The organism is Demequina sp., assembly GCF_047975725.1.
Taxonomy (GTDB): domain Bacteria; phylum Actinomycetota; class Actinomycetes; order Actinomycetales; family Demequinaceae; genus Demequina.
The window spans coordinates 36,569-56,426 of the sequence record NZ_JBKEED010000017.1; the positions used below are offsets into that span (position 1 = coordinate 36,569).

22 protein-coding genes and 4 tRNA genes are annotated in these 19,858 nt (G+C 67.5%); 5 read left to right on the top strand and 21 right to left on the bottom strand.

Going from position 1 to position 19,858, the window contains the following annotated elements:
* Positions 1 to 27: 27 nt before the first annotated feature.
* The 17 genes from ruvB to ACK5NO_RS05615 form a co-directional block, all read right to left on the bottom strand.
* The gene (gene ruvB / locus ACK5NO_RS05535; protein ID WP_416811674.1) at positions 28 to 1,080 is read right to left on the bottom strand and encodes a Holliday junction branch migration DNA helicase RuvB; all 1,053 of its coding nucleotides are present in this window, start codon (positions 1,078 to 1,080) and stop codon (positions 28 to 30) included.
* Positions 1,073 to 1,663, bottom strand: coding sequence for a Holliday junction branch migration protein RuvA (gene ruvA / locus ACK5NO_RS05540; protein WP_416811675.1), 591 nt, complete (start codon positions 1,661 to 1,663; stop codon positions 1,073 to 1,075). Before ruvA ends, ruvB begins: the two co-directional genes overlap by 8 nt.
* Before the next feature lie 118 nt (positions 1,664 to 1,781).
* Positions 1,782 to 2,336: a crossover junction endodeoxyribonuclease RuvC gene (gene ruvC, locus ACK5NO_RS05545; protein ID WP_416811676.1), complete on the bottom strand. Its 555-nt coding sequence runs from the start codon at positions 2,334 to 2,336 to the stop codon at positions 1,782 to 1,784.
* Positions 2,337 to 2,339: 3 nt separating this feature from the next.
* A complete protein-coding gene (locus tag ACK5NO_RS05550; RefSeq protein ID WP_416811677.1) occupies positions 2,340 to 3,095 on the bottom strand; it encodes a YebC/PmpR family DNA-binding transcriptional regulator in 756 nt (251 codons plus the stop codon).
* Between the two features lie 93 nt (positions 3,096 to 3,188).
* The gene (locus ACK5NO_RS05555) at positions 3,189 to 3,563 is read right to left on the bottom strand and encodes a hypothetical protein (protein WP_416811678.1); all 375 of its coding nucleotides are present in this window, start codon (positions 3,561 to 3,563) and stop codon (positions 3,189 to 3,191) included.
* Positions 3,560 to 4,189 carry a hypothetical protein gene (locus ACK5NO_RS05560; protein ID WP_416811679.1) on the bottom strand — a complete coding sequence of 210 codons (630 nt, stop codon included), beginning with the start codon at positions 4,187 to 4,189 and terminating at the stop codon, positions 3,560 to 3,562. The genes ACK5NO_RS05555 and ACK5NO_RS05560 overlap by 4 nt, the downstream gene beginning before the upstream one ends.
* 178 nt (positions 4,190 to 4,367) lie before the next feature.
* Entirely contained in the window at positions 4,368 to 4,952 is a 585-nt protein-coding gene (gene pdxT / locus ACK5NO_RS05565; RefSeq protein ID WP_416811680.1) for a pyridoxal 5'-phosphate synthase glutaminase subunit PdxT, read from the bottom strand.
* A complete protein-coding gene (locus tag ACK5NO_RS05570) occupies positions 4,949 to 5,476 on the bottom strand; it encodes an NUDIX hydrolase (protein WP_416811681.1) in 528 nt (175 codons plus the stop codon). Before ACK5NO_RS05570 ends, pdxT begins: the two co-directional genes overlap by 4 nt.
* 11 nt (positions 5,477 to 5,487) lie before the next feature.
* Positions 5,488 to 6,396 (bottom strand): pyridoxal 5'-phosphate synthase lyase subunit PdxS, encoded by a 909-nt coding sequence (gene pdxS, locus ACK5NO_RS05575; protein WP_416811682.1) that lies wholly within the window; start codon positions 6,394 to 6,396, stop codon positions 5,488 to 5,490.
* Positions 6,393 to 7,544 carry a glycosyltransferase family 4 protein gene (locus ACK5NO_RS05580; RefSeq protein WP_416811683.1) on the bottom strand — a complete coding sequence of 384 codons (1,152 nt, stop codon included), beginning with the start codon at positions 7,542 to 7,544 and terminating at the stop codon, positions 6,393 to 6,395. Before ACK5NO_RS05580 ends, pdxS begins: the two co-directional genes overlap by 4 nt.
* Positions 7,541 to 8,440 (bottom strand): phosphatidylinositol mannoside acyltransferase, encoded by a 900-nt coding sequence (locus tag ACK5NO_RS05585; protein WP_416811684.1) that lies wholly within the window; start codon positions 8,438 to 8,440, stop codon positions 7,541 to 7,543. The genes ACK5NO_RS05580 and ACK5NO_RS05585 overlap by 4 nt, the downstream gene beginning before the upstream one ends.
* Before the next feature lie 2 nt (positions 8,441 to 8,442).
* On the bottom strand, positions 8,443 to 9,093 hold the full coding sequence (gene pgsA, locus ACK5NO_RS05590; protein ID WP_416811685.1) for a phosphatidylinositol phosphate synthase: 651 nt from the start codon (positions 9,091 to 9,093) through the stop codon (positions 8,443 to 8,445).
* Positions 9,093 to 9,620, bottom strand: a complete 528-nt coding sequence (locus tag ACK5NO_RS05595; RefSeq protein WP_416811695.1) for an HIT family protein — start codon at positions 9,618 to 9,620, stop codon at positions 9,093 to 9,095. The genes pgsA and ACK5NO_RS05595 overlap by 1 nt, the downstream gene beginning before the upstream one ends.
* Before the next feature lie 26 nt (positions 9,621 to 9,646).
* Positions 9,647 to 11,638, bottom strand: a complete 1,992-nt coding sequence (gene thrS / locus ACK5NO_RS05600) for a threonine--tRNA ligase (RefSeq protein WP_416811686.1) — start codon at positions 11,636 to 11,638, stop codon at positions 9,647 to 9,649.
* Between the two features lie 214 nt (positions 11,639 to 11,852).
* Entirely contained in the window at positions 11,853 to 13,052 is a 1,200-nt protein-coding gene (locus ACK5NO_RS05605; protein WP_416811687.1) for a phosphotransferase, read from the bottom strand.
* 81 nt (positions 13,053 to 13,133) lie between these two features.
* Complete coding sequence (locus tag ACK5NO_RS05610; protein ID WP_416811688.1) at positions 13,134 to 13,877, bottom strand: TylF/MycF/NovP-related O-methyltransferase; 744 nt, start codon at positions 13,875 to 13,877, stop codon at positions 13,134 to 13,136.
* 94 nt (positions 13,878 to 13,971) lie between these two features.
* Positions 13,972 to 14,046 (bottom strand) — tRNA-Val (locus ACK5NO_RS05615).
* Positions 14,047 to 14,156: 110 nt separating this feature from the next.
* Between ACK5NO_RS05615 and ACK5NO_RS05620 the strand changes: the two genes are divergently transcribed.
* A complete protein-coding gene (locus ACK5NO_RS05620; protein WP_416811689.1) occupies positions 14,157 to 15,719 on the top strand; it encodes a sensor histidine kinase in 1,563 nt (520 codons plus the stop codon).
* Positions 15,716 to 16,375 (top strand): response regulator transcription factor, encoded by a 660-nt coding sequence (locus ACK5NO_RS05625; RefSeq protein WP_416811690.1) that lies wholly within the window; start codon positions 15,716 to 15,718, stop codon positions 16,373 to 16,375. Before ACK5NO_RS05620 ends, ACK5NO_RS05625 begins: the two co-directional genes overlap by 4 nt.
* A 27-nt stretch (positions 16,376 to 16,402) precedes the next feature.
* Here the strand turns inward: ACK5NO_RS05625 and ACK5NO_RS05630 are convergent, their stop codons facing one another.
* The 4 genes from ACK5NO_RS05630 to ACK5NO_RS05645 form a co-directional block, all read right to left on the bottom strand.
* A complete protein-coding gene (locus tag ACK5NO_RS05630; protein ID WP_416811691.1) occupies positions 16,403 to 16,804 on the bottom strand; it encodes a hypothetical protein in 402 nt (133 codons plus the stop codon).
* A gap of 175 nt (positions 16,805 to 16,979) precedes the next feature.
* Positions 16,980 to 17,399: a hypothetical protein gene (locus ACK5NO_RS05635; protein WP_416811692.1), complete on the bottom strand. Its 420-nt coding sequence runs from the start codon at positions 17,397 to 17,399 to the stop codon at positions 16,980 to 16,982.
* A gap of 110 nt (positions 17,400 to 17,509) precedes the next feature.
* Positions 17,510 to 18,382: an aminotransferase class IV gene (locus ACK5NO_RS05640; protein WP_416811693.1), complete on the bottom strand. Its 873-nt coding sequence runs from the start codon at positions 18,380 to 18,382 to the stop codon at positions 17,510 to 17,512.
* On the bottom strand, positions 18,379 to 19,491 hold the full coding sequence (locus tag ACK5NO_RS05645; RefSeq protein ID WP_416811694.1) for a chorismate-binding protein: 1,113 nt from the start codon (positions 19,489 to 19,491) through the stop codon (positions 18,379 to 18,381). The genes ACK5NO_RS05640 and ACK5NO_RS05645 overlap by 4 nt, the downstream gene beginning before the upstream one ends.
* Before the next feature lie 116 nt (positions 19,492 to 19,607).
* Here ACK5NO_RS05645 and ACK5NO_RS05650 point away from each other — a divergent pair.
* The 3 genes from ACK5NO_RS05650 (at position 19,608) to ACK5NO_RS05660 (ending at position 19,858) form a co-directional block, all read left to right on the top strand.
* Positions 19,608 to 19,680 (top strand) — tRNA-Gly (locus ACK5NO_RS05650).
* A 34-nt stretch (positions 19,681 to 19,714) separates the two neighbouring features.
* Positions 19,715 to 19,785 (top strand) — tRNA-Cys (locus ACK5NO_RS05655).
* Between the two features lies 1 nt (position 19,786).
* Positions 19,787 to 19,858, top strand: a tRNA-Val gene (locus ACK5NO_RS05660).

Genomic DNA, 19,858 nt, shown 5'->3' on the forward strand with positions numbered 1-19,858 from the left:
CTTGTCAGGCACCCGAGTCGAACCGCCCTAGTCGAACAGGCGCCTGGCCTGCTCCCCTACGGCCGCATCTACCGGGGGCTCTAGCCCCAAATGAAGCCAGGCGTCCATGGTCGCGATGCGCCCGCGAGGGCTCCGGCTCATGAGGCCCTCTCGCACCAAGAAGGGCTCTGCGACGGTCTCCACTGTCTCGGCCTCTTCTCCCACGGTGACCGCGAGAGTCGACAAGCCCACCGGACCGCCACCAAAGCGGGTGCACAGGGCCGCGAGCACTGCACGGTCAAGGCGATCGAGCCCGCGCTCGTCCACCTCGTAGACGGTGAGGGCGGCGCGCGCGGCGGCCAGGTCGGCGCGGCCGTCGCCATGCACTTGTGCCCAGTCACGCACACGTCGCAGCAGGCGGTTCGCGATACGCGGCGTGCCTCGGGACCGTCCCGCGATCTCCCCAGCCGCATCGGTGTCCATGTGCAGGCCCAGCTTGCCCGCAGAGCGCACCAGAATCGCCTGCAGTTCGTCGGTGTCGTAGAAGTCCAGGTGCCCCGTAAAGCCAAACCGGTCGCGAAGCGGTGCCGGCAGCAAGCCTGCGCGCGTGGTCGCGCCCACCACCGTGAACGGCGGCAGCGTCAGCGGGATCGACGTGGCACCGGGTCCCTTGCCCACCACCACGTCTACGCGGAAGTCCTCCATGGCGAGGTACAACATCTCCTCGGCGGGTCGCGCCAGTCGGTGGATCTCGTCAAGGAAGAGCACGTCGCCCTCGTCGAGCGAACTGAGGATCGCGGCGAGGTCGCCCGCGTGCTGAATCGCGGGACCGGAGGTCACGCGCAAGGTCGCACCCATCTCGGCGGCCACAATCATCGCGAGCGTGGTCTTACCCAGGCCAGGCGGGCCCGACAGGAGCACGTGGTCTGACACCGCGCCGCGGCTCGACGCCGCCTTGAGCACCAGGTCAAGTTGCTCCCTGACCACGCGTTGCCCGACGAACTCCGACAGGCTTCCAGGCCGCAGTGCGGCCTCCGCGGAGCGCTCGATCGCGTCAGCATCGGCGTCGATGATCCGCTGGTCGAGTCCGTCCTCAGACACGCGCTGCCCCCATCGACTGCAGTGCGGCCCTGAGCGTCACGGCGACGTCCGCATCGGAGATCGGCTCGGGCGCGACCGCCTCGACCGCGCTGGCCGCCGCCTTCGGGTTCCACCCCAGTCCCACGAGAGCCTCCTCCACCTGGGCGCGCGCGTCCGCCGCCACGCCGGGCGCATCCTGGCTGGGCAGCGACAGCTTTCCACCAAGCTCGAGCAGCAACCTCGCGGCGACCTTCGCACCAATGCCGGGGACCTTCTCCAGCGCCTTGCGGTCACCGTCGGCCACGGCGCGAGAGAGCGCATCGGGCGTGTGAACGGCGAGCATCGCCAGCGCGAGCCGGGGCCCCACGCCCTGCACCGACTGGAGCGCCTCGAACGTGTCGCGCTCCGACTCTGCCAGGAATCCAAAGATCGTCAGCGACTCCTCACGCACCACGAGCGTGGTGAACAGGCGCACGTCTTGGTTCACGCGAATCTGCGCGAGGGTGGTCGGGGTGGACTGCACCAGCATCCCCACGCCGCCCACCTCAATGACGGTGGACGTGCCTCGTACGGTCAGCACCGTGCCGTGCAGCTGTGCGATCACCGCACGCTCCTTTCGAACATGTGTACGAATAACGTACGCGATCGCGCCCGCGGCCGGGCATTCGACGCGCCGTGACCCCCTCGCCGGCCTCCCCTGGGAGGGCCGATGCGCCCGCTGGCTAGCCCCTCCGTCTCGCCGCGCGCTCGGCTTCGGCCCAGCGCCGCTGTGCCGCCGTGGTGGCAGCGGAGCCCGCGGGAGCCGCTCCCCCACGCCACGCGTGGGCGATGGCGATCGCGAGGGCGTCCGCCGCATCGGCCGGTCGCGGAGCCTCCGCGAGCCCAAGGATGCGCGTGACCATGAACCCCACTTGCGCCTTGGCTGCGCGGCCGTCACCGGTGACAGCGGCCTTGACTTCCGACGGTGTGTAGAGCACCACAGGCAGGCCCCGGCGCTCCGCCGCGAGCATCACGACGCCCGAAATCTGTGCGGTACCCATGACGGTGCTCACGTTGCTCTGGGCGAATACCCGCTCGAGTGCGACGCAGTCCGGGCGGTGCTCGTCAAGCACGCGGTCCAACGCCGCGCCGAGCCGCGCGATGCGGGCGGGTGTGGGGTCCGTCGACGGCGAGGTCGCCGCCTCGACGTGGACAAGGCTTACCCGCCGCGCGCCTGCGGCGTCGACCACACCCAGACCGCAGCGCGTCAGGCCGGGGTCGACGCCGAGGATCCGCATGGGCTATTCGGCCGAGGCTGCCTCGAGCACCTCGTCGGAGGCATCCATGTTGGCGAACACGTTCTGGACGTCGTCGCAGTCCTCGAGGGCGTCGATGAGGCGCAACATCTTCTTGGCACCGTCGACGTCGAGGTCAACCTTCATCGAGGGCACCCAGGCCGCCTCGGCGGAGTCGTAGTCGATCCCGGCCTCCTGCAGCGCGGTGCGCACGGCGACCACGTCGGTGGCCTCCGACGTGATCTCGAACACGTCGCCGCCGTCCTCGATCTCTTCTGCGCCCGCCTCAAGGGTGGCCTCCATGAGCGCGTCTTCGCTGGTGCCCTCCTTGGGGACGACCACCTGACCCTTACGCGAGAACAAGTACGCCACCGAGCCGGGGTCGGCGAGCGTCCCGTTGTTGCGCGTCAGCGCGGTGCGCACCTCCATGGCGGCACGGTTGCGGTTGTCGGTCAGGCACTCGATAAGCATCGCGACGCCATTGGGGCCATAGCCCTCGTACATGATGGTCTCGTACTGGGCACCGCCAGCCTCGAGACCCGAGCCGCGCTTGACGGCGCGGTCGATGTTGTCGTTGGGGACCGACGACTTCTTGGCCTTCTGGATTGCGTCGAACAGCGTCGGGTTACCCGCAGGGTCACCGCCACCGGTACGCGCCGCGACCTCGATGTTCTTGATCAGCTTGGCAAAGAGCTTGCCTCGCTTCGCATCGATGACGGCCTTCTTGTGCTTGGTGGTGGCCCATTTGGAGTGACCTGACACGTGTGCTCCCTAAAGAAAATTGCGGTCGAGACTGCGTTCCAGTCTACTCAGGGTGACCGGGACCAGCTCCGCAGCGTGCGTGCTGGCCCTGGATCAGGCCACCTGCAACAGCAGCCACCGGCCGAGGACCCCCACCAGCCCTGCGCACAACAGGCTCGCGAGCGTGCCGATGATGAACCGCTCCGAGGCCTCAGACCGGTAAGCGGGATCGGTGTCGCGCAGTTCCGGATAGCGGCCCAGGCCCTTGACCGCGATCACGACGGCGACTCCCTCCGGAACTCCCCACAGGATGCTTCCCACGATCAGCGCGCGCTCGAAGACGCCCACCCACATCCCGCCACGCAACAACCCCGGTGTGGGCTTGAGGGGTTCGATACGCCTGAGGACCCACGCGACCAGGGGTGCGCCAGCGACCGCGGCGAGCGACATCGCCGCCAGGGCGATCAGCAAGGTGAGCACGACTGTCATGGTGTGGGAACCGTATCGCGCTGCTGTGACGCCGCCAAGAGCAACCGCGCGGCCACCGGCCGAACTGCGGCTTCTTCGTCGAGCAGCGCCGCCTGCGCACGCTGGGTCACCGCTTGTGCTGAGATGCGAAGGCTCGCCGCGGTTGCCTTACGGGTAGCGCCGCCGGCCAGCGCATCGGCCACCTCCCAACCGGCCTGCGAGCGACGCCTGACGACAGCCCCGAGCAACTGGAGTACGGCCGTGGCCTCGGCAGCGGCGGCCTCGTCCGCGCCGCCCACGACCAGCGGAACGGGCTCCCCCTTTCCGCGTGCGCGCTCGACCGCGGTGCGGGCCCACACGAACGCGGGTCCGGAACTGGCCCGCGACGAGGCTCCGAGCGGAAGGTTCACCGCGCCAGCGCCGAGCCCCACGGACCAGTCACCTTCGCGCATCAGGCGCAGTGCAAGGTCGACTGCGGCATCTGGAGCGGTCAGCACCACCTGGACCTCATCGCCCACGGTGCGCTCGAGCGGGAGCGCGATCTCGTCCCGCCAACGACGGCTCCAGTCGCCGAGCGAGGCGAGGAGTTCCTCGACACGCTCCCCCGAGACGGTGCTGGCGCGCTGATCGGCAGTGAGAACGAACATCCCTTAAGGCTAGAGCCTTGATACCTAGCAATCAAGGCCTAGTGCTTGATTCGCGCCGATCAAGGTTGCACGCCTCACCACCACGCCTGGGCGAGATCTACGCGCAGCGCGCACCACGCTCCCGAATCTGGGCCAGGTCTACGCGAACGCCGGGGGTGGCGCGGGCTACCGTGCAGCGTCAGATCAGGTCGAGCAGGCGCTGGTGCACGCGCGGTTCATCGGAGATCTCGGGGTGGAAGGCCGTGGCCAGGCACGTGCCGTACTGCACCGCCACCGCGTGTTCCACGCCGTCGGCCGCCACCGCAGTGGCGAGCACCTCGACATCGTCCCCATACGACTCGACCCACGGCGCTCGGATAAAGGTCGCCTGCATCGGGGAGCCGTCGGGAAGCCACGTGAGGTCCACCTCAGAAGAATCCACCTGCCGGCCAAACGCGTTGCGCCGCACCGTCATGGGGATTGCCTCGAGCGTGTGCTGCCCTTCAATGCCGTCCACCAGGTCCGTCGCGAGCAGGATCATGCCGGCACACGAGCCGAGCACGGGCATCCCCTCGCGAATGCGGTCCATGAGCGGGTCACGCAGGTCGAACGCTCGCAGCAGCTTGTCGATGGTCGTCGACTCGCCGCCGGGCAGGATCATCGCGTCAACGGCATCGAGCTCGCTCGGGTGGCGCACGAGCGTCACCTGGGCTCCCAGGGCCGATGCGGCGGCGGCGTGCTCTCGCACATCACCCTGTAGCGCGAGCACTCCCACGGTGGTCATTCGTGTTCCACTCCCATATCCGTCAGTTGTCCGTTCCACGGATTGAGACCGTCCCACGATCGCGCAAGCGCGGGAGGGAACACCTCAATCGGGGCCGCCGCCAACTCCGCTTGAGTCAGCCAAGCCGTCTCGTCAATCACGTCCATCTCATCGACGGTCCATGCCGCGTCGACACTGTCGTGCCGTTCGGCGTCGGCAAGCTGTGCCACGAAGAACACCTCGTGTTGGACGTATTGGCGCGAGAAGAAGTCAAACAGCGCGGTGCGGCGCCACACCGGGCCCACGACCTCGTGCTCCTCGAGCACGTAACCGGTCTCTTCGGCGAGTTCGCGCACGGCGGCAGCCGCAGGGCTCTCGCCCGGTTCGATCCCACCGCCGGGGGTGAACCACCACGAGCGCTCGGGCTGATGGGGATCGTGCCCCCGCAGCACGAGCACGCGGCCGTGCGAGTCGAAGAGCAGGACGCGGGCCCCGTAGCGCTCAATGCGCACGGGCTGCGCGTCCTGCTCCCCCACTTGCGTCACGTGCGAGTGAGTTACCAGCCGCGCTCGGCGAGGCGGTGAGGCTCGGGGATCTCGTCGACGTTGAGACCGACCATGGCCTCGCCCAGGCCACGCGACACATCCGCGATCACGGCGGGGTCGTCGTAGAACGTGGTGGCCTTGACGATCGCTGCGGCGCGCGCGGCGGGGTCGCCGGACTTGAAGATGCCCGAGCCGACGAACACACCCTCGGCGCCCAGCTGCATCATCATCGCGGCGTCCGCGGGGGTCGCAATGCCGCCAGCAGTGAAGGTCACGACGGGCAGCTTGCCGGTCTCGGCGACCTCCTGGACCAGGGGCAGCGGAGCCTGGAGCTCCTTGGCGGCGACGTACAGCTCGTCCTTGGGCAGCGAGGTCAGGCGGGCGATCTCGGTGCGCAGGGTGCGCATGTGCGTGGTCGCGTTCGACACGTCACCGGTGCCGGCCTCGCCCTTGGAGCGGATCATGGCCGCACCCTCGGAGATGCGGCGCAGCGCCTCACCCAGGTTGGTCGCACCGCACACGAAGGGAACGGTGAAGTTCCACTTGTCGATGTGGTGGGTGTAGTCGGCGGGGGTCAGCACCTCGGACTCGTCGATGTAGTCGACTCCGAGGCTCTGCAGCACCTGCGCCTCGACAAAGTGGCCGATGCGGGCCTTGGCCATCACGGGGATGGACACGGCCTCGATGATGCCCTGGATCATGTCCGGGTCGCTCATGCGGGACACGCCGCCCTGGGCGCGGATGTCGGCGGGCACGCGCTCGAGCGCCATGACGGCCACGGCGCCTGCGTCCTCGGCAATCTTCGCCTGCTCGGGGGTGACCACGTCCATGATCACGCCGCCCTTGAGCATCTCGGCCATGCCGCGCTTAACCAGGTCGGTTCCGACCTTGGGGGTGGTGCTCTCGGCGTTGTCGCTCATGCGGTGCTGTCCTTCGCTGGATGGGGATGAAATTCCGCGTCCATCCTAATGGCGTCGCGGTAGGTCTCTTCGATTCTGGGGGCGACTTGGCGCCAGTCAAAGGTGCCAGCCCTCTCCTGGCCCCTCCGTGCAAGGTCTCGACGTGCCTCGGGATCGTCAATGAGGGCGTTGACCCTGGCCGCGAGCTCCACCGAATCGCCCACGGTGTGCAGCGCCACGCAGGTGTCCCCGTCGGAGTTCCTGGCGACGTCACGGAAGGCCGTGAGGTTGCTCGCGACCACCGCGGTGCCCGCGGCCATCGCCTCCACGAGCACGATCCCAAAGCTCTCGCCACCGAGGTTGGGGGCGCAGTAGACGTCGACGGATGACATGAAGCGGGCCTTCATGCCCTCGTCGAGTTCGCCGATCACCTCGGCGCCGGCCCGTGCGGCCTTCGCGGCGGTGCGGTCGGAGAAGCGGCCCGCGACCAGGAAGCGTGCACGAGGGTGACGCCTGCGCACGTAGGGAATGGCCGCGAGGTACTCGTCGAGTCCCTTGCGGGGCTCGTCCATGCGGCCAAGGATCCCGATGGTGGGCGCCTGCGCGGTCCCCTGCCATTCGGCCACAGGCTCGGCGTCCACGTACGCCGTCGTGTCGACGCCGTTGGGGATGATGTGAGTGGCGGCCACACGCAGGTGGTGCTTGACCGTGCGGTCTGCCGAGGGCGACACCGCGATGCGAGCGTCCAGTTCCTCGTAGCCGGGCTTGATGAACGGCTTCGCGTTACGCATGATGCGCGAATGCTCTTGGTTCGAGTGGAACGTCGCGACCGTGGGCCCCAGGCGCGCCCACATCGCGATCACTGACAGCGACAGGGTCCCCGGCTCGTGCAGGTGCACCACGTCAAACTTGCCCTCGCGCAGCCACGTGCGCACGCGCATGGCCGCGATCATGCCGAACTTGATGCGCGCCACGGAGCCGTTGTACCGCACCGGGATCGAGCGACCGGCGGTCGTCACGTACGGCGGCACCTCGGTGCCAGGTGCTGCGGGGGCCAGCACCGACACCTCGTGACCACGGGCCTGCAGCGCCTCGGCAAGATCCGTCACGTGCAACTGCACGCCACCCGGCCTGTCGAGCGAATACGGGCACACGATGCCGATCCTCATGACACCCAACCGAACCTTTGCAACATGTGCCAATCTTCGGCGTGCTCGGCGATGCGGTCGGCCATCCACGCCGCCCACCGCTGAGACAGGTCGCTCACCTGCTCCTCGCGGGTCTCTCCCACCGCATCGGCCGGATCGATCGCCTCACCAAAACTGAGCACCACACCCCACGGCGAACCAGCGGCCCGGCGCCGCGCGCCGGTGAGCCGCTCGTAATACACATGCACCGGGACGATGCGCGCTCCCGTCGCGAGGCCCAGCGCGGCCGGGCCCGGGGCGACCTTCACACCGTGGCCCCACATCTGCACCTCGACGCCGGAGCCCGACAGGTCGCGGTCAGCAAGGAGGCACAGCAACGCCCGGTCACGGCGCGCCATGCGGATGAGTTCGCGGAACGTGCTGCCGCCCTCGTGGGCGAGCACCTTGATGCCGATCGCCTCACGCATGGCAACAAAGCGCTCGAACATCTCCTGGGGCTTGAGCTTCTCCGCGACAGCGGCCACGGGGATGATGTGGCGCGACGCGTATGCGCCCACCAGGTCCCAGTTGCCGCTGTGGGACAGCACGGCCACCACACCCGTCTGGGCGGTCTCCAGGAGGCCCTGAACCGGCTCGTAATTCTCCGTGCGCACCCTCGCCGCAATCTGCTCGGCACTGAAGCGGTCGAGCGTGAGTGCCTCGGCGTAGTAACGAGAGATCGACTGCAGTGAGCGCTTGCTCAGCTCACGCATCGGCTGTCCCGACAGCCCCGTCACCCGGTGAAGGTTGTCCTCAAGGCGATCCACGGCCTTGCCCCCGCGTCGCCAGGCCAGCGTCGCGGCGCCCGCTGCGATCACTCGCACCGCTCCCACGGGCAGCATGCGCGAGACCCGCCACGCGGTCATCAGAGCAGCCATCGCTAACTCGTGCCGCCTTCACTGGCGGACGGCAGTGCCGGGATGGTGCGGTCCTTCGCGTTGTCCTTCATGACCTTGAGGGTGCGCTGGACGACGGTGATGAGAGCGGCGGCCGCCAACAGATACAGCACGACGGTGAGCACCCACAGAGGCAAGCCCAGTCCGACGAAGCCCGTGGCGGTCAGCCCAATGACCAACCTGTCGCCGCGCTCCGCGATGCCACCCTTGGCGTCAATGCCGAGGCTCTCCGCCTTGGCGCGTGCGTACGGCACAAACGAGCCCAGCGTGAGGCACAGCAGCGCGGCCAGCGCGGTGGCGGGCTCGTCCACGCGGAAGGTCCACACGAGTGCGCCAAAGATGGCCGCATCGGCCACCCGGTCGAGAGTGGAGTCCAGGTAGGCGCCCAAGCGAGACGTCTTGCCCGACAGCCGCGCCATGGTGCCGTCGAGCATGTCCGTCACCACAAAGAACGTGATGACCATGACACCCCAGAACAGGTTGATGCCGCCCTTGGGGAAGAAGAAGCACGCGCCGAACACGACGCCGATGGTGCCGATGATCGTCACGGCATTGGGGTGAATCCCCAACGCGAGCAAGCCCTTGGCAGGCGCGGCCCACAGCCGGCCCATGAACGGGCGAAGCCAACCCAGCATTAGTCCACCTCACCCCAGGCGGCGGAGACCTTCGCCCAGGTGTCGTCAAGCAGCTCGGGCAACGCTTTGGTGTGCCCGATGATCGGCAAAAAGTTCACGTCGCCCGTCCAGCGAGGCACCACGTGCTGATGAAGGTGCTCGGCGATACCCGCACCGCCGGCCTGACCCTGGTTCATGCCGATGTTGAAACCCTGCGTGCCACTCACCCGGGTCAGCACCCGCATGGCCTTCTGGGTCAGCACGCCCATCTCGTCGCGCTCAGCGTCGGTGGCCTCGGTGTACCAGCCAATGTGGCGGTAGGGGCACACCATGAGGTGCCCGGGGTTATAGGGGTACAGGTTCAGCACCACGTAGCAATGCTCTCCCCTGTGCACCACGAGCGCGTCACGGTCGGTCATGTCGAGCTTCTGGCACAGCGGGCACTCGTGCGCGCCCTCGAACGTCTCGCGCTTGGAGGCGTGCGACACGTAGGCCATGCGGTGAGGTGTCCACAGGCGTTCCAGGCCGTCGGCCTGGCCCCCCATCATCTCGCCATCGACAAAGTCGACCACTGCTACACCTGCGCCTTGGAACGCACTGCCTCGACGATGCGCGCGACGGCATCCGCGACGGGCACCTGGTTCTCCTGGCTCCCGTCGCGGAAGCGGAAGGACACGGCACCCGCATCGGCGTCGTCGCCGCCGGCGATCAGGGTGAACGGGATCTTCTCCTTCGACGCGGTGCGGATCTTCTTGGGGAAGCGCTCGTCCGAGGCGTCGAGCTCCGCACGGATGCCGTGCGAGCGCAACTGTTCCACCACATCGGCCAAGTAGTCGTTGAAGGGCTCGGCCACGGGAATGGCACGCACCTGCACGGGCGCGAGCCACACCGGGAAGGCGCCCGCGTAGTGCTCAGTCAGGATGGCGAAGAAGCGCTCGATGGACCCAAACAGCGCTCGGTGGATCATCACGGGCTGCTGGCGCGAACCGTCGGGCGCGGTGTACTCGAGCTCGAAGCGCTCGGGCAGGTTGAAGTCGAGCTGAATGGTCGACATCTGCCAGGTGCGACCGATCGCATCCCGGGTTTGCACCGAGATCTTGGGGCCGTAGAACGCGGCGCCGCCCGGGTCGGGGACCAACTCAAGGCCGGACGCGACGGCGACCTCACGCAGCGTCTCGGTGGCCTCTTCCCAGATCTCGTCGGAGCCCACCGACTTGTCGGGATTGCGAGTCGACAGCTCGAGGTAGAAGTCCTCGAGGCCGTAATCCTTGAGAAGGTCGAGCACGAACTCGAGGGTCTTGGTCAGCTCGTCCTTCATCTGCTCGCGGGTGCAGTAGATGTGGGCGTCGTCCTGAGTAAAGCCGCGGGCGCGGGTCATGCCGTGCACCACGCCGGACTTCTCGTAGCGGTACACCGTGCCGAACTCGAACAGACGCAGCGGCAGTTCGCGGTACGAGCGGCCACGCGAGTCGAAGATCAGGTTGTGCATGGGGCAGTTCATGGGCTTGAGGAAGTAGTCCTGGCCCTGCTTGGTGACGTTGCCGTCCGCGTCGCGCTCCTCGTCGAGGTGCATCGGGGGGTACATGCCGTCGCGGTACCAGTCCAGGTGACCCGAGACCTCGAACAACTTGCCCTTGGTGGCGTGGGGCGAGTAGACGAACTCGTAGCCCTCTTGGATGTGGCGCTTGCGCGAGTACTCCTCCATCTCCATGCGGATGATGCCGCCCTTGGGGTGGAAGACCGCCAGTCCCGAACCGATCTCGTCAGGGAAAGAGAACAGGTCGAGTTCGGCGCCCAGCTTGCGGTGGTCGCGGCGCTCGGCCTCGGCGAGACGCTCCTTGTAGGCGTTGAGGTCCTCCTTCGAGGCCCACGCGGTGCCGTACACGCGCTGCAACTGGGGGTTCTTCTCGGATCCCTTCCAGTAGGCGGCCGCAGAGCGCATGAGCGACCAGCCGTTCTGCAGCACCCGGGTGGACGGCACGTGGGGTCCACGGCACAGGTCGCCCCAGGCGCGCTCACCGCCGCGACGCACGTTGTCGTAGATGGTGATCTCGCCCTCGCCGATCTCGACGGAGGCGCCCTCAGCACCTGCAGTGTCGTGCGTGAGCAGTTCGCACTTGAAGGGCTCGTGCGACAGTTCGGCGAGCGCCTCCTCACGGGTCACCTCGCGGCGCACGAACGCCTGCCCCTCCTTCACGATGCGCTGCATCGCCTTCTCGAGCGCCTTGAGGTCCTCAGGAGTGAAGGGGGTTTCGACGTCAAAGTCGTAGTAGAAGCCGTTTTCGATGGGTGGTCCCACGCCGAGCTTCGCGTCGGGGTTGATCTGCTGCACGGCCTGGGCGAGCACGTGAGCGGTCGAGTGACGCAACACCATCAAGCCATCGGGCTCGTTGATCGTCACGGCCTCGACCACCGCATCGGCAGGGATCTCACGTGCGAGGTCCCACAGCGCGCCATTGACGCGCATCACCAGTACTTCGCGGCGCTCGCCAAAGAGATCGGTGCCCGTTGTCGTCGCCTCGACCTCTCGCTGGTCGCCGTCGACGGTCACGTTGATGCTGGGCACCGTGGTCTCCTTTAGGTTGCGTGCGGGCGCGCGAACGCGCGCAGGTCACCCGACGATGCTACCGACCCCGCTCCCCCTTCCCCGTCAAATGGATCCATTTGCTGGGTGGGAGCGCCCCACCTTCCCGTCAAATGGATCCATTTGCTCGGTGGGAGTGCCCCACCTTCCGGTCAAATGGATCCATTTGACTCGTCAGGGAGGGGCCGATGCGTGGTCAGGCGAGCGTACGGCGGTCCACGACCGCTTCGGCCACCTCGAGCCATGCCTGCGCGTGGTCCGCGTCATCCGTACCGGCCGCGAGCGAGAGCACGTTAGCGGCCACGCGTGCGCGCAGTTCTCGCTCATCGTGACGGGTGGAGAACACCTCATAGATACGCGCTGCCTCGCGCGGCACGTGGACGTAGCCGGTGGGGTCGAGCGCGGGCAGTACGAGCAGGTGCGCGACCATGCACGCACAGTCGTCAATCGCGCGGCCGGGGCCCAACGTGTCGAGGTCGATCAGGGCGACCACTCGCGTCGGATCAGTGGGACTGTCGAGGTAGACATTGGCGGGGTGGAGGTCGCCGTGAGTGGGCACCGGCGGGGTGATCGGCACGCTCGTCAGCACGGCCTCGATGCGTGAGCGCAGCGCCTGCACTCGCGCGTCGTCGAGGCCCTCTTTGATGGCCATCGCGGCGTATTCCGCGACGCGGTCGGCCACGGCCGGGCGGGGCGTGAGGGCAAGCGCGTCGCTGGGCAGCGCGTCCATCGCCTCCAGCAGCATGTGCGGGTCAATGCTCGCCGCGTCCGACCCGTCGGGGCGATGCAGGGCCCTCGTCATGGGCACACCCGACGCCTCCCGCACGATCACGATGCCGTCTCCCCCGTCGACGGCGAGCGGCGCGAGGTCGCACATGCGATGCCTACGCAGCATTGCCTCCGAGCGTTCGGGACGCACCACCTTCACGTACCAGGTGCGGCGACCATCCTCGGCGGTGGTGCGTGCGCGCAGCACTGCCCGGCGCATCGGCCGTAGGACGAGCATGTCGAGTGCTTCGATCACCACGGTGCGTCCGGTCGCAGCGGACAGTCGCGGGGCGAGTTCGTCGGGCACCGAGGCCGGCGCGAGTCCGGGCAGGAACGGATCGGCGGGATGGCGCCACACGTGCACCTCGCCAATGTCGGACGACAGCCGCACCGCTTTGGACGCCGCGCGCTGCTCGTCGGTCAGCAACACGGTGCTGGCGACCAGGTACATCCGCTCGCCGTCGGCGACCACGTCGTACCCGGCAGAGGTCTCTGCGCCCGGGCGCGCGTTGACGGCGTCCAACGTCCAGCTCTCGAGCGACTGATGTGACGTCGCAAGTGCGGTCGCGAGGATCTGCTCAGCCCCCGGACCGGTCAGCAACGTTGCTGCCGCGTGGTCCCCTCCCATGAGGACATCACACCATGGGCAGGGCCGATGCGCACGCATCACCGCAGGCACGCTCGGCGAGTCGTACGAGTCGGACAGGCGCTATCGCACGCGGCGCAACGACAGGTTTTCGTCCAGGTGGCGCACCTCGAACTCAGGGTGCGCGGCAATGAACGCGTCCGTGGCCGCACGGGCGCCCTCGTACGTCACGTAGTCGTCGACCACGATGATGCCGCCCACCGGAATCAGTGGTGCCACCGCCGCGAGGCAGTAGGCGACGGGGTCGTGCCAGTCGCAGTCGACGTGGGCGAGAGCCACGTTGTCCAATTGCGGGACCACGCCCGGCCACGACTCATCGAACAGCCCCTGGTGGAGCGATACTCGGCCCCCCTCGGGGTCGATGCCGTGGGTAGCCAGGTTGGTACGCACGGTGCCCAGCACATCGTCCATGTACCCGTAGTACTCGTCACCACGGATGCCACGACTGCGGCCGCTTTCGATGACCTCGAAGCGCTCCTTGGCGACGTCGCCGTCCCTCGCGCTCGGGGCGGGAATGCGACCGAACACGTCGAATCCATGCACGGCTCGTGACGGGGAGCCGACGGCGAGCGCGACAGTCACTCCCCCAAGCGCCACGCCAAACTCCACGATGTCGCCGGGTACGTTCGACGCATCGATCTCGCGCACCGCGCCCTCGAGCGCGCGCAGTTTCACCGGCGACAGATACGTCAGGCGCTTGCGGATCATGGTGCGCGAGATCGGACTCAGCCGTGCGAGAGCCACAACCTGCTTGGGCGCGTCGATGACCTGGCGGGCTGTGGCAGATCGGGAGCGACTGTTGCTCATGGCTCCTGACACTAGCCGCGATGCCGCATGCCAGGCTCGGGCGCGCCGCGAATGACGAAAGACCTCAGGAACGTGTCCTGAGGCCTTCTCGTGATGGTGGGCGATACTGGGATCGAACCAGTGACCTCTTCCGTGTGAAGGAAGCGCGCTACCCCTGCGCCAATCGCCCTGAGCGGTGTCAATACTAGCCGTACTTTTGGGGTCCGTGTGACCACTGTGGCACGTGTCGATGAGAGAAGTCTCATCCCGACGCTCCTGGCACGATGAAACACTGGCTCCATGACACCACCCGCAGGCGAGGCTCCCGGCGCGCCCACGCGTCGCTCGCCGCGCCTGCGCCGCACGGTACGCGTGAACATTCTGATCGCGATGGTGTCGTTGACCGCGATCGCGCTCGCGCTCGCGGGGCTGGTGGCGGCAAGTTTGCAGGAAATGCGGGTCGAGGCGCTCATCGAAGACGAACTGGAAGCGTCCGCCCAGGAGTTCCGCGTCTTGGCTGACGTGGGTGTCGATCCCACCACGGGTGAGCCCTTCACGTCGCCCGCCGACCTGGTCCGCACCGCCATGGAACGGATCATTCCCGGACGCAACGAGGGCGTGCTGGGCTTTGTGGGTGGCGAGATGGCCTACACGGCCAGGGGCGCGGACCTGGTGCTCGAGGACGACACCGAACTGCTGGCCGCCCTTGAGCCGCTCGTGACTGGCGATCGGTCGACCTTCACGAGCATTCAGACCCCCACCACCACCTATCGCATCGCCGTAGTGCCCGTGCGTATCGACGCGGATGGTTCGCTCCACGAGGGCGCCAACGACGCGACCCCCGCCTTCGATTCGGTCTCTGCGCTGGTCTTTGGCTACGACATGGAAGCAGAGACCGACTGGTTTAGCGACGTCTTTGTGACATACGCGCTGGTCGCGCTGGGTGCGCTCGTCGTCGTGGGCCTGATCGGCTGGATCGTCGCAGGCAGGCTCCTTCGCCCTATGCGTGTCCTTGCGGGCACCGCCCGGCGGCTCGGCCAAGGCGACCTGTCCGAGCGCATCCCCGTGACCGGCAGCGACGACATGGCCGACATGACGCAATCGGTCAACGAAATGCTCGCCAGGCTCGAGCGGACCTTCGACTCTCAAGCCGCCTTGATGAGCGACGTGAGCCATGAACTGCGCACTCCCCTGACGGTGATCCGTGGCCACCTGGAACTCATGGACACCGACGACCCAGCCGATGCGCGGGAGGTTCGCGTTCTCGTGCTCGACGAGGTGGCACGCATGAACCGCGTGGTCGGCGACCTCAGCACGCTCGCCTCGGTCGAACGCCCGGACTTTGTCACGCTGGAACCGGTCGATCTGGCCGAACTCACCGACGCGGTGTTCGACAAGTCCGTTGCGCTGGGCGATCGCGTCTGGGACATCGATGCCCGCGCCGACGGAACGGTGCCAGCCGACCGCGAACGATTGACCCAGGCCTGGCTCCAGTTGGTCGCGAACGCCGTGAAGTTCTCCGAGCCGGGCACCCGCATCGCGATCGGCTCGGCCTGCGATGGCACCACCGCCGCCCTGTGGGTCGCCGACGCCGGCCCCGGCATCGCATCCGAGGACCGCGAGCGCATTTTCGAACGCTTCGCGCGGGCGGGTCAACATCGGGTGCAGGGCTCAGGTCTTGGCCTGCCGATTGTCCAAGCGATCGCACAGGCACACGGTGGCGAGGTTGCCGTCGACAGCACACCCGGTGAAGGGTCGCGGTTCACGGTCACCATCCCTATGGTCGTGCCGTCTGCCCACGATGGCCACGCGCCGGATCCGTCCGCCGACTCTGACGCTCACGAAGGAGACCAGCACGCATGACCCAAATCCTGGTGATTGAGGACGAGGAGCGCATCGCGTCGTTCATCGCGAAGGGGCTCAAGGGTGCTGGCTATGCCTGTCTGATCGCCACCACCGCACGTGAGGGCTTCGATGCCGCCATCGTGGCTGATCCCGACATGATCATCCTCGACCTTGGCCTGCCCGACGAGGACGGCATGGCACTCCTTGCTCGCTTACGTGATAGCGGGGTGAGCGTGCCCGTAATCATCCTCAGCGCCCGACGCTCGCTCGACGACACGGTGGCGGGTCTCCAAGGCGGCGCCGACGACTACATGGGCAAGCCATTCGGCTTCGACGAGCTGCTCGCACGCGTGCGCCTGCGTCTGCGCCCCGACAACGTCGCTGAGGCGACCGTGATCGACCATGGGGACCTGGTGCTCGACCTGCGCTCGCGCCGCATGCGCGTCGAGGGCAAGGAAGTGGACCTCTCCTCCAGGGAGTTTGCCCTCGCGGAGACTCTCATGCGCCACCCTCGGCAGGTCCTCACACGGGAGCAGTTGCTGTCCCAAGTCTGGGGCTACGACTTTGATCCTGGAAGCAACGTGGTCGACGTCTATGTTCGCTACCTGCGCGGCAAGATCGGCGCCGAGCGAATCGAGACGGTACGAGGCAGCGGCTATCGCCTGATGCCCTGAGCGCGGCGCGAATAGCGGGTTGAGGGCCTAGTTGGCCGATGCGGCGGACACTGGCGTCGTAGCACTCGCCACGGTTGTGGCGCTGACAGGCGTCTTTGCACTGACCACCGTCTTGGCGCTCACAGGCGTGATCGGGGTGACCACCGTGCGCGCACTGACGGCGGTCGGAGCCGCCGCGGGCGTGGCCACGCTGACCGGAGTCACGGGCGTGACGGTGCTCTTGACCGACACGGCGCTGACCGGCGTGACTGCGGACAGGGTGGGCGACACGGTGGCCGTGAGCCCATCGGTGTTCTCGACGTAGTCCAACTGGACGGCGGGCCCGCCATCACGTTGGTCGGCCTGAAACGAGTCTGCGAGGGCGACCGTGCCGCCGATGGCGATGATGCCGAGCGCCCCCGTCACTGTCCACAGTGTGCGCTTGTCCATGATCGTGGCCCTTTCGTGTCGTGCCCGGAGGGCACCTTCGCTCACCACTGTGCCGTCACAGCGTGAGAGCCCGAGGAGAAGTAGATGAGAAAACTCTCATCGAATCCGTCCTCGCGCTCTCCTGACACCCTTGTGTGGCTGCGGGCACAAGCCCGCAGCCACACAGGGGGCTGGGTTAGTTGGCCGATGCGGCCGAGGCCGGGGAGGCCGGCGTCACCGGCGACTGGGCACTCACGGGCGACTGCGGCGTCACCGGCGACTGGACACTCACGGGCGACTGCGGCGTGACCGGCGACTGGACACTCACGGGCGACTGGACACTCACGGGCGACTGGACACTCACGGGAGTCGTGACACTGACGGGGGTCACAGGGCTGACGGTGCTGCGCACCGACACGGGGGTCACGACGGAGATGGGCGACTGCGTCGAGTTGATCTTGACGCTCACCGCCACGCCGTCCTTGGACTTCTCGACCTGGACGACGGCTCCGTCGTCTTCCTTGTTCACGTGGTACGCGTCGGCGAGAGCGGCGGAACCGCCGATGCCGATGATGCCCAGTGCGCCGGTCACGGTCCACAACACACGCTTGTTCATGGTGGTGCTCCTCTCACGGAGCGCCCCTGGTGGGCGCTACAGGAACCACTGTGGAGGGCCCAGGTGAGAGGACAAGGAGAGGCCCGTGAGAGACCTCTCATGCGGCGTCGTCACCGCCGCGAAGGCACCACCGGATCCCGGTCACGCTCCGCCCGGAGCTCATAGGTGGCGCTGAGCCGGCGCAGGAGCGGCCCCGGTGTGAGCTCGTGGCCATCAAGGCTCGAGACGTGTTGCACCCCGCGCAGGGAGGACGTGACGGCTAGGTGTGCGCGCCCCGCGATGACCTCGTCCAGCACGCTCATGGGAAGTTCGCCAGCAGCGGTCACCCGCACCGGCAGACCCGCCTGCGCGCCCCACTCGAGCGCCAGACCTCGCGTGATCCCTGCGAGGCACCCTGAGGCCAGTGGCGGCGTGAGCAGCTCTCCCCCGCGCTCGATGAACACGTTGGTAGCGGTTCCCTCGCACAGGTTGCCGTGGGTGTTAGCCACGAGGGCCTCGTCCGCACCCTTGGAGCGGGCGTACTCCACCATGACGGCGTTTTCCGCGTACGAGGTGGACTTGATGCCGGTGAGCGCACCCCGCTCGTTGCGGCTCCACGGCGCGCGCACGGCGTGGCACACGCGCGGCCGCCGTGCCGTGAGTGCCGTCACCACCAGGGTGGGCGGTCCGTCGCCCCGTGCCGAGCCCATGGGCCCGTCGCCCGACGTCACGGTAATTCTCATTCGTGTCAGGCGCCCCTGCCCCGCGTCAAGAACCTCGCGGATCGCACCCTCAATCGTCGTGCGGTCCGGCACGGCGATCCCCATGCGGCTGGCGCTGTAAGCGAGTCTGGCGAGGTGCCGCGAAAGCGCAAAAGGAACGCCGCCGTCAATGCCGAGCGTCTCGAAAACTCCGTCACCCACGGTGAAGCCGTGGTCCGTTGCGACGATCACCGGTTCGCCAGGATCTCGCAGCGTCCCCCCTGCCCACACCACTGCATTCATGAGCGCATCATTTCAGTGGATGCCAGGCCAATCAACCTCTGGGCCTTCAGTTCGGTCTCTTCCCATTCACCCTGCGGGACCGATCCCCAAGTAATGCCGGCGCCTGTGCCGAAATGCAGCGCGCCCGCCTTCCACCAGAATGTCCGGATGCCAACGGCGAGCTCAGCGCGTCGCGCATCTGCGTCAATCCACCCGATGGCACCGCAATAGGGACCGCGAGGCGCGCTCTCCTCGCGCGCAATGATCCGCAATGCGGAGCTCTTGGGGGCGCCCGAGACCGAACCGGGGGGAAAGGTCCCGTCCCATAGTGCCGGCCACATCGCCTCCGTCCAGTCAAAGTCCTGCTCGAGCGTGACTTCAACGGTGGACTCCAGATGCGTCAGTCCCGGGTGTGCGTGCTCACCGAGCAGTTCAGGCACACCCACGCTGCCAGGGCGGGCCACGTGGGAGAGGTCGTTGCGCACCAGGTCGGTGATCATGACGTTCTCCGCGACGTCCTTGTCCAGCATTGCTGAGCCGGGAGCCGCCGTGCCCTTGATGGGACTCGACCGCACCTGTGCGCCCTCGACGCCGAGGTAGAGCTCGGGCGATGCGGACACCACCCAGGTCGGTGGCGCCTGCTCACTGCCTGCCCCAGCGGGGATCACAATGCGCGAGGCGTAGCGAGCAGGGTTGCCCTTGGCGAGCGTGTTCGCAAGAGCCACCGCGTCAGGGCCTCGCTCACCCGCGGCAAGCGGCGCGGTCAGCACGCGACAGAGATTGACCTGGTAAACCTCACCATCACGAATCTCTGCGCGGATGGACTCGACGCCACGCAGGTACTGCGCATGCGACAGGGAACTCACCCAGGAATCGGCTGGCGGCCCCACCCAGGGCGGCGCGCCCGCAAGACGTTCGCCATCAGCGAACGCACCGTCCTCCGCGTGCTCCACCTGCGCCATTCGCCAGGCATCAACCCGGCCATCGAAGTCGCCCACGACCACCCAGAACCCGCCCTGCGCCAGGCGTGCGCCGTCCCGTACCGCGTCAATGTGCTCGACAACGCCGCGCGCACGCACGGAACGGAACTGCGCACTGGCAGCCAGTGCCGTGCCATCGGGGCCTTCCATGGGGTCAACGGTAGTGGCGGCACTCAGCCCCACGACTCGCTGTGACTCAAGGCCGTTTTGTGTCGTCGACGCGAATGGGCTAAAGTCACTATCTCGTCAGGGCAACGCCCCGACATGCGGACGTGGCTCAGTTGGTAGAGCATCACCTTGCCAAGGTGAGGGTCGCGGGTTCGAGTCCCGTCGTCCGCTCGTAGGTTCCTTGCCAGCTTCAGTTGGCGACCACGGTGGGTTGGCCGAGAGGCGAGGCAGCGGCCTGCAAAGCCGTATACACGGGTTCGAATCCCGTACCCACCTCGGGCGATTGGCGCAGCGGTAGCGCGCTTCCCTGACACGGAAGAGGTCACTGGTTCGATCCCAGTATCGCCCA